General features: G+C 32.7%; 8 protein-coding genes. All 8 read left to right on the top strand.

Annotated elements, in window-relative coordinates; genetic code table 11:
• Positions 1–181: 181 nt before the first annotated feature.
• The 8 genes from RT228_RS10635 to RT228_RS10600 all read left to right on the top strand — a co-directional run bounded on the left by RT228_RS10635 (position 182) and on the right by RT228_RS10600 (position 13293).
• The gene (locus tag RT228_RS10635; protein WP_313138658.1) at positions 182–1570 is read left to right on the top strand and encodes a type I restriction-modification system subunit M; all 1389 of its coding nucleotides are present in this window, start codon (positions 182–184) and stop codon (positions 1568–1570) included.
• A 40-nt stretch (positions 1571–1610) separates the two neighbouring features.
• Positions 1611–2681: a hypothetical protein gene (locus tag RT228_RS10630; protein WP_313138657.1), complete on the top strand. Its 1071-nt coding sequence runs from the start codon at positions 1611–1613 to the stop codon at positions 2679–2681.
• Positions 2675–3919, top strand: coding sequence for a restriction endonuclease subunit S (locus tag RT228_RS10625; protein ID WP_167357250.1), 1245 nt, complete (start codon positions 2675–2677; stop codon positions 3917–3919). Before RT228_RS10630 ends, RT228_RS10625 begins: the two co-directional genes overlap by 7 nt.
• 67 nt (positions 3920–3986) lie before the next feature.
• Positions 3987–4760, top strand: coding sequence for a hypothetical protein (locus RT228_RS10620; protein ID WP_006266626.1), 774 nt, complete (start codon positions 3987–3989; stop codon positions 4758–4760).
• Positions 4761–5293: 533 nt separating this feature from the next.
• Positions 5294–7066 carry a DUF262 domain-containing protein gene (locus RT228_RS10615; RefSeq protein WP_006266627.1) on the top strand — a complete coding sequence of 591 codons (1773 nt, stop codon included), beginning with the start codon at positions 5294–5296 and terminating at the stop codon, positions 7064–7066.
• 4 nt (positions 7067–7070) lie between these two features.
• Entirely contained in the window at positions 7071–9551 is a 2481-nt protein-coding gene (locus RT228_RS10610) for a DUF262 domain-containing protein (RefSeq protein WP_006266628.1), read from the top strand.
• Complete coding sequence (locus tag RT228_RS10605; RefSeq protein ID WP_006266629.1) at positions 9548–12598, top strand: type I restriction endonuclease subunit R; 3051 nt, start codon at positions 9548–9550, stop codon at positions 12596–12598. Before RT228_RS10610 ends, RT228_RS10605 begins: the two co-directional genes overlap by 4 nt.
• 2 nt (positions 12599–12600) lie before the next feature.
• Positions 12601–13293 (top strand): M48 family metallopeptidase, encoded by a 693-nt coding sequence (locus RT228_RS10600; protein WP_006266630.1) that lies wholly within the window; start codon positions 12601–12603, stop codon positions 13291–13293.
• The last annotated feature ends 506 nt before the right edge of the window (positions 13294–13799 follow it).

The following is a 13799-nucleotide window of genomic DNA, read 5'->3' as shown; positions in this document are numbered from 1 at the left end:
GGCAGTTAATTGATTTTCAATTAGCTGCCTTTTTTTAATGAGGGGTATATTTAGAATTAACTAACCATTAACTGTACTAAATGCTTTACATCAAGTATTAATTCAGAATGATGATTAACTAAATATAGCCTTTCACAGTCTTTTTACATTGGCTATATTTACGCCAAATTGAATAATTACAATGGCAATTAAAAAATCCGAATTATATAGCTCACTTTGGGCATCTTGTGACGAATTACGTGGTGGAATGGATGCATCGCAATACAAAGATTATGTATTGACGATGTTGTTTGTGAAGTACATTTCAGATAAATACAAAAACGATCCCTTTGGTGCTATAACTGTTCCAGCAGGTGCTTCGTTTGATGATATGGTAGCTTTGATTGGTAAAACAGAGATTGGCGACAAAATCAACAAAGAGATTTTGAATCCTATAAAAGAAGCTAACAAACTAAACGAGTTTCCTGATTTTAATGATGAGAGCAAGCTAGGAAAAGGAAAAGACTTAGTAGACACCGTTTCTAACTTAGTTCGTATTTTCAACGATTCAAGTTTAGATTTTTCGGGTAATACGGCCGAGGGTGATGATATTTTGGGGGACGCCTACGAATATCTGATGCGCCATTTTGCAACAGAATCGGGTAAATCGAAAGGACAATTTTACACACCGGCCGAGGTATCGCGTGTGTTGGCAAAGGTAATTGGTATCAATCCCAATAATGCAACTAACCAAACGTCAGCTTACGATCCAACCTGTGGGTCGGGATCGTTGCTTTTGAAAGTAGCTAACGAATCGGGTAAAGATATCTCGTTATACGGACAAGAAAAAGAAACAACAACCGCCAACTTGGCACGTATGAATATGATTTTGCACAATAGTCCAACAGCGATAATTGTAGCAGATAATACGTTGTCGCGTCCAGCCTATAAAGAAACAGATGGCAATTTGAAACGTTTTGATTATGTGGTTGCCAATCCTCCGTTTTCACTAAAAAGTTGGAGCAATGGCGTGAGTATTGACAGCGATGAATACAATCGATTTATTTTGGGTGTACCGCCGGAGAAAAATGGTGATTACGCCTTTCTACTACATATTATTACTTCCCTAAAAACAACGGGTAAAGCGGCTGTGGTATTGCCACATGGTGTTTTGTTTCGCGGAAATGCCGAAGGAGAAATTCGTAAAAACATTCTAAAGAAGGGCTATATCAAAGGAATCATTGGATTGCCTGCCAACTTATTTTACGGTACGGGTATTCCAGCTTGTATTGTTGTGTTGGATAAAGAACATGCTGCACATCGCAAAGGTATATTTATGGTAGATGCCAGCAAAGGCTTTGTGAAAGATGGAAATAAAAACCGTTTGCGCGAGCAAGATATTCGCAAGATAACGGATGTATTTACTGCTGAATTAGAAATTCCGAAATATAGCCGTATGGTATCTATTACTGAGATTGCTGATGCCAAAAATGATTACAACCTAAATATTCCACGTTATATTGATACGCAAGAAGCAGAAGATATACAAAATATAGAAGCCCCATCTAAAAGGGGGAATTCCAGAAGCTGATGTACTTGCATTGAGCAGCTATTGGCAAGTATTTCCAACCTTGAAAAACGATTTGTTTCAGCAACTTAGAACAGATTTTTTGGAGCTTAAAGTACCTGCTAGTGAATTGAAAACTACGATTCTGAATCATCCTGAATTTAAAGCTTTTGATAGCCAAGTAAAAAACACGTTTAACACTTGGTTAGCCACGCAAATGCGCCAATGGCAAAGTTTGGAGCAAGGAGTACAACCCAAACAGGTGATTGATGAGGCGAGCCAAAGTTTATTGGCTGCGTTTGCGGATAATGCATTGTTGGATACCTACGATATTTACCAGCATTTGATGAGCTATTGGAGTGATACTATGCAAGATGATGTGTATTCGTTGGCAATAGATGGCTGGAAGGCTGGAAATGAATACCAACGCTTGGTCATAAAAGGTAAAAAAGGCAAAGATGGCAAAAGTAAAGGCGATAAAGAAATAACAGGATTAGCAGGAATTGAAGGACGTATGATCACGCCTAATTTGTTGATTTCGGTATATTTTACAGCTATGCAATTGGCTATTCAGGAACAAGAAGCGATAGTAGAAACAGCGCAAGCTCGAATGACCGAAATAGAAGAAGAACAAAGCAGTGAAGAAGGCTTATTTACTGATTTAGAAAAGGTGAATGCCACGGAAATTGGTAAACTATTGAAACAATTAAAACCTGTTAAGAAAGTAAAAGTTCCTGTAGAAGAAACGTATGGTATGGTGGCTGAATCTGCGGCATCTTATGGGGTACAAAATAATTTTGAAATTTTAGAAGAATATTTACTTCAAGATATTACCATTAAAGGTGCCAATGCCAAGATTAAAAAATTAAACGCGGATTTAGAAAAAGCGGTACTAGCCAAATATCCAGCATTGAGCGAATCCGAAATCAAAGACTTGGTTTTGGTACATAAATGGCAAGCCCATTTAGAAAATGCGCTACAACAAGAGCAAGAACGCATTAGTCAAAACCTTACCCAGCGTATCAAAGAACTAGCAGAACGCTATGAAACTACTTTATCAAGCTTAGAAACTGCTGCAAATGACGCTGCCTCGAAAGTAAAGTCTCACCTGGAAAAAATGGGATGGACATGGTAAAACAAGGTTATAAACAAACAGAAATTGGCGTGATTCCTGAGGATTGGGAGATGTTCACAATACGAGATTTAATAACTCTTCTAACTGACTATGATGCTAATGGAAGTTTTTCTTCTGTTGCTGAAAATGTTAAATCATATAATTATCCTGAATATGCTTGGTATGTTAGATCAACAGATTTAGAAAATAATACTGATTTATCTAATGTGAAGTATGTTGATAAAGCTTCATATTCTTTTTTAAAGAAAACATCTTTGTTTGGTGGAGAATTATTATTTCTTAAAAGAGGAGATATTGGAAATGTTTATCTTTTTGAAATGAAAACAAAGAGAGCAACGTTGGCACCTAACTTATATCTTTTAAAACTAAATGATATATCTTCTTCTAAATATTTATACCAATATTTTATTAGTGAAACGGGACAAAAGCAATTAAAAAGAAAAAATGCTGGTTCAACATTGGGCGCTTTATATAAAGATGATGTAAAGTCAATTTTAATACCACTTCCTCCGCTTGCTGAGCAACAAGCAATAGCAACAGCTTTGTCTGATGCCGATGCGTGGATAGAAAGTTTGGAACAACTTATCGCCAAAAAACGCTTAATTAAACAAGGTGCTATGCAAGAATTACTTACTCCCAAGGAAGATTGGGAAGTGAAAAAGTTGGGGGAGGTTTTATCCCATAGACCCGATTATGGTATAAATGCACCTGCTGTCGAATTTAGTAGCAGCCTTCCAACATATATAAGAATTACAGATATTGGTAGAGATGGAACATTTATGAACGGAAATAAAGTATCTGTAGACAGCCTGTTATCAGAAATGTATGTATTGCAGGATGGAGATATATGCGTAGCTAGGACAGGTGCAAGTGTAGGGAAATCTTATTTTCACTCATTTTTAGACGGTCAATATGTCTTTGCAGGCTTCTTGATCAGATTAAGAGTTGATTCAAAAGTACTTTATTCAAGATTTTTATTCTATCTAACCAAAAGTAAGAATTATGATAATTTTATTATCTCTAATTCTATGAGAAGTGGTCAGCCAGGTATAAATAGTAATGAATTAGAAGCGTTTATAATTCCATTCCCACCCCTTCTTGAGCAAACCCGCATTGCTACAATCTTATCGGATATGGATACCGAGTTAGAAGCCTTAGACAATCAATTAGCCAAAGCCCGTCAAATTAAACAAGGGATGATGCAAGAGTTGTTGACAGGGAGAGTGCGGTTGGTGTAAGAGTAAAATATAAGACTCATAGTTTAACCAGCTGTGGGGTTAACTAAACGAATAAAAACGATTAATTATGGCAGTGTTTAAAGGAACTCTAAGAGAGTTTAATGATTATGTTGGACCATTAGCTCGAAATATTGTAGCTAATATGGCCAGAAAATTAAAGGCACACACAACCTGTCGTGAAAAAGGTTGTAATAAAAGAAAACCATTAGAAGCAGCCCATATTAAAGGAAAAGACAGACCTACTATTATTGCAACTATTCTATCAGATTATAAAATAGACCATGATTTATATGAGGTAGATTTGGAAGAGTTTAAATCTAAATTTATAGCTCAACATCAACCAATTGAAGATGTTATTTTACCGATGTGTAAGGAGCATCATTTGGCGTATGATAAAAAACATAAAATAGAAAGTGAACTTCCAGTTGTAATTGATGAATTAGTAAATGAAGAAGGGCAAAATACGTATACAGAAGCTGATTTAGAAAACATTTCCTCTTTAGAGTTCAAATCTTTAGAAAAGGCGATTAAAAAGTTTAGTATATCTGATATAAAAGATAAAATAAGTAAAGAATTAAATCTAGCGAAGCAACAAATTTCTGTTTCTAATATTTCTGATTCAAATGGATTATGGAATTTTGATATTAATAAGAGCAAATTTGCTCAAGATTTCGCCTTTGTTTTTTACGATCAGAAAGCTCAAACCTATAAAATTTCAATTTTTGAAGGAAATAGTTTAGAACTTAGCAATTTCGGAGAAAAGAATGATGGGCAAGTAGTTCGCTTTTTTGTTGATGCTAATTATCAAGATAAATCAGGGTTTAAATTTAGTATTCAATAATCTCAAATAACCCAAATCAACTAAATTAAACAAGATATGAGGTAAGTCTTTGCAGAGTTTAATAAAAGATATGATGAACTTAATGATAGTTTAGCATTATTAACGTTAACTACAAATATTAGTGAACTTAAAAAAAACTATAGATACTAATATAGGTAGTAAATCGCTCTACAATGAATTAATAGATTATTTTAATCTATGTTCCAAACAATATTATTAGTATAAAAAGGGCAGGATTTCTAATGCATGGCATTAAGGTATGATGTATTATTATAATACATTTCCTGTTGTTAAAGAATTGTGGGAAGAAGAAACAAAAGAAGAAGGTTTCAAATCATATTATTTGAAAGACAAACTTGGGTTTTTCAAGTAAACTATTTTAAGGATAAGTTGAACTAATTATATCTACATTAATCAAGGCATGATGCAAGAGTTGTTGACGGGGCGAGTGCGGTTGGTGTAAATATAATAATAAACCTTACGGTTTAACCAGTCGTGAAGTTTTTAATTAAATATTGTAAATAATAAAACTTATGGATGCTAAGCATGATTCTATGGTCGCTATTAAGAATTTTAAAGGTAAAAACTTTTTAATTAACAAGTATCAAAGGGGATATCGTTGGGGTAAAAGAGAAATATATGCCCTACTAAAAGATATTTTATCTTTTGATATTACCAGAGACGGTTTTTACTGTTTGCAACCGCTGGTAATGCTATATAAGGGCGAGAATAATTTCGAATTAATTGATGGACAGCAAAGAACTACTACTATTTTCTTGATTATAAAGCATTTACTAAAGGAAAATTATTTCCATATTCATTATGAAACAAGGAATTCAATAGAAGATGGATCTAATGATTTTTTAACACGTTTGCATACTTTAGATTTCTCAGCAGTTTTACAATCTGAGTCAAAAGATATTGAAAATCATATATGGACTGTTTGGAAAGAATCCTTTTGCTATGAAAATAACATCGAAGATACGGTAGACAATTTTTATTTCTTTAAAGCATACTGCTTAATTCAATTATGGTTTATTAAGAATGGCAATGAAGACTTTATTAAACATAATCTTTTAGAGTATACTAAGGTGATTTGGTATACTGAAGAAGTAGATGATAAAGATGTTGCTTTTACTTTTATTAATTTCAATGATGGTAAAATTCAATTGGATCAAGCAGAATTAGTGAAAGGTTTATTTGTGTTGGATATGAACAAGATAAGTGATTTTACGCGAAAGTCTTATGAGTTAAATCAATTTGCTGATGAATGGAATGCAATCGAACAACATTTACAAAGACCTGATTTTTGGAATTTTATTCAAAATAATCGATCAAATAAAGAATTAGCAAATAAAATTACCATCTTATTAGAAATTGAGAAAGGAAAGGGTGCCAAGGAAGAAGATTTGTATTACACTTTTCGACAGTATGAAAAAGCTTTTGAACGTGAAGAAAAACCAGAGTGGAGAAGCTTAGCAACATTATATAATTTATTAGATGAATGGTACCATGATAGAGAAACATATCATTTAATGGGTGCTGTGGTGCATTTAACTACCAAAACTATACATACAGTTTTAGAAGAATATAGATCTTCAAGTAAGAAAAATCAATTAAAAAACTATTTAAAACAGATTTTAAAAGATGAGTTTTTTGAAGATAAAAAACAAAAGTTTAAGAGTAAATACGATATTAATGAGATTAAGTATGGTAAAACAGGAGTTTTTCCAATTTTATTGCTATACAATATTGCGGTAGCACAATTACAAGATAAAAAGTATTTGTTTCCATTTGATTTGTTTAATTTGACACGAGCCTGGAATATAGAACATATCTATGCAAAAAACTCAATGGGTTTTGAAAAGAAGGAAGATTTGCAAGAATGGATGAAAGAGATAGAAGAACTATTTGCTGAAAATGCACAATTAAAACAGAATGAAGAATTAGAAGCTAAATTTAAGCAGATAAAAGTAGATGATTTAGAAAGTGCTAATTTAAAGGTTAAGGACATTGAAACGCTTCTGGGAGATATTATAGATAAAGATCATTTATCTAATCTTTGTTTGTTGGATGATAAAACGAATATTCAAGTAGGAAAAAAAGTATTTAGAAAAAAGAGAAATATGATTCTTGAAGTGGATTCGTGTTTGGATCCAGAGGCTTATGTACCAGTTGCCACAAAACAAGTTTTCCAAAAGGCACTGACGCCATCAAATGAGTTAACACTGAACTATTGGAATACAAGAGATAGAGATGCATATATGAGTGATATCTTGAATAAAATAACTACTTTTTTAAATTAAAGTTATGATTATAAAATATACATTTCATCAATTATTAGCTAACCATATTATTGAGGTACCTATTATCCAAAGGGATTATGCACAAGGACGTCTTTCTGATAATGTAAATTATATTAGAGAACGATTTGTAAAATCATTAGTAAATAATATTGTTCAAAAGGAAGATTTACATCTTGGTTTTGTTTATGGTAAGATTGAAGGGAAAGAGCGCCAAAGAGAAGCAAAGCTTCATCAGGATTCAGTAAAAACCTTATTGCACACTGTAACACAATATGCGCATCAATTTAATATAGATGTAGAGACAAAGATTAATATTAATGAAATTGATGAAACGAGTAGTTTAATTTTTATACCACTTGATGGGCAACAGCGTTTAACCACTTTGTTTTTGTTGTATTGGTATATTTCCATGAGAAAAGGAGAGGTCTCTAAAGAGTTATTAAATTTTAAATATAATAATAGAAAACTAGCTTTAGCATTTTTCGAGGAGTTAACTGCTAAAGGTAATATCGAAGTTATTCATAAAGAGTTAAGCGAAGAACTGGACAAACAAATAACAAAATATACGTGGTATTTAGATAAATGGAAATATGATGCCACTGTAAGTGGAGCTTTGGTAATGCTTCAAACTATACATAAAGAGTTTTCTACTCATAAAGAATTCGATTTTATGTCAATTAATCTTAAGGATTTACCATTTAAGTTTGATTTTTTAGACCTAGATGATTTAAGACAGTCTGATGAATTATATATAAAAATGAACGAAAGAGGTAAACAATTGACCGATTTTGAGCATTTTAAAGCATGGCTTCAAGATTGTATGAATAAAAAACAACTTTCAATTGATGATAAGGCCTTTTTGGAAAGATTTTGGAAAAAGATTGATACAGATTGGTTGAATTTCTTTTGGAAAAAAATAGATGCTGATTTTAGATCACTAGATGATTTCTATTTTAATTATTTAAAGACATTGGCAATAAATTTTCATTTATCTACTTCTAAGAATACGGCTTTACCTAATCATTTAAAGGAATTATTACAAAAGATTAGGAATAGTGATACTTACAACAAACAATCTGTAAAATATATTCCCCTAAGTCAATTTATAATTGAATTAAAGAATGACAGTGGTATATTGGAAATTTTTGAGCTATTTTCTATTGATTGTTTAAGATATATTGATAGTACAATGTCAACCTTAATTGAAGTTGAGGAAGATATTAAATATAAAATAAATTCGATTGTCAAGGAACCGTTTATTTCGAAGGGAAAGAATATTTTATCACTTTATCTCAAAAATAATGCTTTCACTCCAAACTATTGGGACCAAGTTTATTATTACTTTATTTTAGAACTTCTAAAGTCTAATAAAATAAATATTGATTTTTGGATACGTAGTATGAGGAATATTATTTACAATACCTACATACAAAGTCCAGATAATGTATTCGATGCACTTAAAAGCATAGGTACATTACTGTCTTCAGACATACTAGATTTAGAAGAAGCTTTGAAGTCAGAAAAATTTAGTTTATCATTTTTCGATAAAAGTCAAATTACCGAAGAGAGATATAAATGTACGTTGGATCCTACAGTATGGGATTTTAATAAAATTCACAAGCTTGAAGATCATGAATATTTTATGGGACAAATTCAATTTGCGTTTGACTTAGCCACTAGTGATAAAGATCTATTTACAAAATACTCTGATTTACTTTCAGAGCTGTTTTCAACAAGAAATAATGAAATTTATTTGCAGCAAGCATTACTAACAAAAGGGGACTACCTTGTTGAAAGAACAAATCATTCATTTTGCCGTATATCTTATGATTCTTTAAGGAGTCGTAATGACAATTGGAGACAAATATTTGATGATGAAAAAAGAAGAAACCTATTAAGGAGTTTGTTGGATAACTTATTAGATCTTTCAGATCTTGATCTTGTAAATAAATTAAATACAATAATTAAAAACCATAAATTTACTAAAGAAGATTGGGAATACTACTTTGTGGAAAACGGAGGAGCTATAAAAGAGTGTAAATACAATGAGATTAGATGGTTTTCGGCAAATGATGTTCGACTTTTACATTCCACAGCTATAACAGGATATCATTTAGAATTGAGAACTATGTGGCTATTTCAAGAATTAGAAAATCTTAAATTTGATATAAATCCGTTTGAAACTAAGGAATATTTGTGGGATAAAAATACAGGTGGATCTCCTGGAATTAAATTATCTTCTTTTAAATTAGGAGAAAAGGTCTATGACCTAGACATCAGATTTGCAAAAGATGGGGCAGGATATGAATGTTGCTTTTTCCATAAGGCAGCCACAATTAATGATAGATCTGCTGATGAAATAGTGATTAAATCACTGGGTGATTTTATTTACGATGATGAATATAAGCATTATTTTAAAAAAGTAGATAAAGAGAAAATAATAGAATATTTATCTATATTAACGAGTAAATTGTCAACACTATGATCAACCCAATAGAACGCATCACTCAAAATCGTATCATTCAATTGTTTCAAGAACAGTTGAATTATTGCTATTATGGCAATTGGGAAAAACGAGAGCATAATAGCAATGTAGAGCAAGAGATCTTAAAGAGAAATCTACTCAAGCGTGGTTATTCAGAAACCTTAGCGAATAAAGCAGTAAAGGAAGTGTACGATTTGGCAAATACCAATGCAGGTGGATTGTATCAGCGCAATAAAGAAGTGTATTCGCTATTGCGTTATGGTGTGAAAGCTCGCCCTGAATTGGGAGAGAACTTTGAAACCATTTTTCCGATTGATTGGCAGAATTGGCAAAACAATGAATTTGGTATAGCGGAAGAAGTTACTTTGGCCAAAGGGCAAAATGTACGCCGCCCAGATATCGTGTTATATGTCAATGGAATTGCGTTGGGAGTTTTAGAATTAAAACGCGGAACAATTGATATTTCGGAAAGTATTCGGCAATCTATTTCCAACCAAAAAGAATTGTTTAATGAGTGGTTTTATAGTACAGTTCAATTCCTTTTTGCAGGAAATAATACACAAGGTTTACGATATGGAACTATTGAGACACCAGATAAATATTATTTGTCTTGGAAAGAAGATGAACAAGAAAACGAAGATTATAAATTAGACAAATACCTCAAAAAACTTTGCGACAAACAACGTTTATTGGATATTATCTATAATGGTGTTGTGTTTGATGCAGGTGTGAAAAAACTACCTCGTCCACATCAATATTTCGCCTTGCAAGAAGCCCAGCCATTTATCAAGCGCAGAGAAGGCGGAATCATTTGGCATACCCAAGGTTCGGGTAAATCCTTGATGATGGTGATGTTGGGCAAGTGGATTTTGGAAAATGTTGCCAATTCACGTATTGTTATTTTAACAGATAGAACCGAATTAGATGACCAGATAGAACGAGTATTCAATGATGTAGGTGAAACTGATATTGCTAAGACCAAATCAGGAAAAGAACTGATGGATTTCCTAACCTCGCCACGTCCTCGATTAGTATGTTCGTTGATTCATAAATTCGGCAATAAAACAGAAACTGATTTTGATGCTTTCATTAAAGAATTGCAAGATAATCCTGTAAAAACGCAAGGTGAAATTTTTGTATTTATCGACGAATGTCACCGTACGCAAAGTGGTAAGTTAAACCAAGTAATGAAGGCAGTATTACAAAATGCGGTTTTCATCGGTTTTACAGGTACACCTTTGTTGAAAGAAGATAAGAAAACTACTATGGATGTTTTTGGAAGATACATTCATACCTATAAATTCAACGAGGCAGTAGAAGATGGAGTGGTAAAAGATTTGATGTATGAAGGGAGAAATATTGAACAAAACCTGACTTCACAAGCTAAAATCGATCAATGGTTTGAATCAAAAACGGCTGGTCTGAATGATTTCCAACGAAATGAACTGAAGAAAAAATGGGGAACCATGCAAAATGTCTTGAGCTCTAAAAGTCGCATGGAAAAGATTGTAGCTGATATTATTTTTGATTTTCAAACCAAAACACGTCTGCGTTCGCAAATGGGAAATGCTATTTTGGTGGCATCGAGTATATATGAAGCTTGCAAGTATTACAATTTGTTCCTGCAAAGTGAATTAAAGAATAAATGTGCGATTATTACCTCATATAATCCCAATATGCGTGATGTATCAACTGAAGATACGGGTGCTGATACAGAAACGGATAAAGAATATATTTTTAATACATATACAGAGCTATTAAAAGAAGTTCAGTCCAGTGGTAATAAATCGAAGACAGAAACTTACGAATCTGAAAGTAAAGAACGTTTCAGAAAGGAACCAGCCAAAATGAAATTACTTATCGTAGTTTCTAAATTATTGACCGGTTTTGATGCGCCACCTTGTTCGTATATCTATATCGACAAAAAGATGCAGGATCATACCTTATTTCAAGCCATTTGTCGTGTGAATCGTTTGGATACCGATGATAAAGACTATGGTTACATCGTCGATTATATGGAGTTATTTGGCAATGTAACCGATGCCATTAATGTTTATACGTCCGAATTGGATAGTGAAGGATTCACAAAAGAAGAGGTTGAGATTAATCTAAAGGATCGATTAAAGATTGCTGTAGATCGTTTGTTAACAGCGTTGGAAACGGTAGAGTTCATTTGTGAATCAGTAGAATTTCCAAAAGCAGATATTGATTTTATTCGTTATTTCTGTGGGAATACGGAAAATCCGGAAGATTTAAAATCGAATGAATATAAACGCATGGCCTTATACAAAGCTATTGTAGAATATATAAGAGCTTATGCGAATCTAAAAGCTGATTTTGTCAATACTAATTTTACAGAAGCTGAAGTGAAGCGTTTTCATCAAAAGATGGAAGATTATTTGAATTTGCGTGAGATCATCCGTAAAGCTTCAGGTGAAACTATTGATTTGAAAGCTTATGAAGCTGATATGCGTTTTTTAATTGACACCTATATCAAAGCAGAAGAGTCTGAAAAGGTGTCTCCCTTTGATGATATTTCCCTATTAGATTTGATGGAGACTGATATGGAGAAGGCTATTGATTCATTGCCAAAAGGAATTAAGGGGAATAAGGAAGCCGTTGCAGAAACCATTGAAAATAATGTACGAAGCAAGATTGTAGAAGAGCATTTATTAGATCCAAAATATTTCGACCAAATGTCCGTTTTATTACAAGAATTAATAGAACGCAGAAAACAAGAAACGGTTTCTTATCAAGAATACTTGGTAAAGATGGCAGAGCTAATCCGACAAGTTAATCGAGGTAAAAAGGATGATATCCCAGTTTCATTAAACACAAAAGGTAAAGTAGCCTTGTATCATACTTTAGGTAATGAAGAAATGGCTTTGGCTTGTGAAGAAGCAGTCCAATATGTTAAACAGGAAGGATTTAGAGAGAACTTAGCTCGCCAACGCATGGTGAAGAAAGCTATTTTTGATGTAGTTAAAGATATCGATAAGGTAGAAGAAGTTTACAAAATTATCGAAGCACATAAAGACGAATATTAAAAATGACAGAACGTATAGAGATAGGGGAAGTAGAGATAGAGGTGACGTTCAAAGATATTAAGAACTTGCATCTGAGTGTGCATCCACCTTATGGACAAGTAACAATATCTTCTCCATTGTTTTATGATTTAGAAAAAGTGAAGATTTACGCTGCTACTAAATTAGGATGGATTAAAAAAGAGCAGCGTAAATTTTTAGAACAACTGCGAGAAGAGCCGAGAGTATTTAAAAATCAAGAGAGTCACTTTTTCTTTGGAGATCGTTATTTATTGAAGTTAGAAGAGAGTACGAGAAATAAAGTTGAAATCGCTGGTAAAAAGATTGTTTTAAAATCTTCAGATTTGAACAATGTTAAACAACTCCAAGCTACTCTGTATGCTTTTTACCGTAAAGAATTACGAAAGTATTTAGAGGCTAGGATTGTTTATTTTTCGGCTTTGATGAATATCAAATCACCTAGCTTCAAAATTCGAACTATGAAAACCAAATGGGGGAGTTGTGCTACAGATCAGCAACGAATATGGTTTAATATCGAATTGGCTAAAAAGCCTTTAGATTGTATTGATTATATTGTTGTTCATGAACTAATTCACCTGATAGAACGTCATCATAATAAACGATTTGTGTTGTTAATGGATCAATATTATCCTTCGTGGCGCACCCAGAAAAAGAAATTAAATGAGTTGCCTTTGTAATAAAACTATGTTTACATTATTACAAAGATCAAACACTTATATTACGTGATGTATGGAATAATTAGAGAGACTCGTAGGCTTTTTAATTAAATTGTTTTAAAATGAGTTTTTTATATATTAATGAATTAAGTATAGTTGTATAGATTTTTTTAGTATATTTAGTATTAAATTAATACACTAAAAATCATCGATTTAAAAGCTCGGCTATTTCATGGCACAAAAAGTTACAAAAGCCTGAAAGTCACTATTTATAGGACATACGGAGTAGGGTGTAAATCCCTCTTTCTCCGCTGAAAAGCCCGATAACACTCGTTATCGGGCTTTTTTTATGCCCTTGTGCACCGAAAGTGCACCTTTTATAAATAGGTTACCTGATAACTTTGGGATCAGTGACAAAATTTGGGGACTAGGCAAAAAGTCTAGTTAATCTAAAAAGAAAAAACTTCTTATCTATATTAGCCCCTAAATAAGCTGGAGTGAAATTAGTAAATTAATTACATAACTTT

Source organism: Myroides sp., assembly GCF_032073645.1.
Lineage (GTDB): Bacteria > Bacteroidota > Bacteroidia > Flavobacteriales > Flavobacteriaceae > Flavobacterium > Flavobacterium odoratimimum.
The sequence above is the reverse complement of the archived record's forward strand: the minus strand, read 5'-3'. Positions and strand labels throughout refer to the sequence as shown.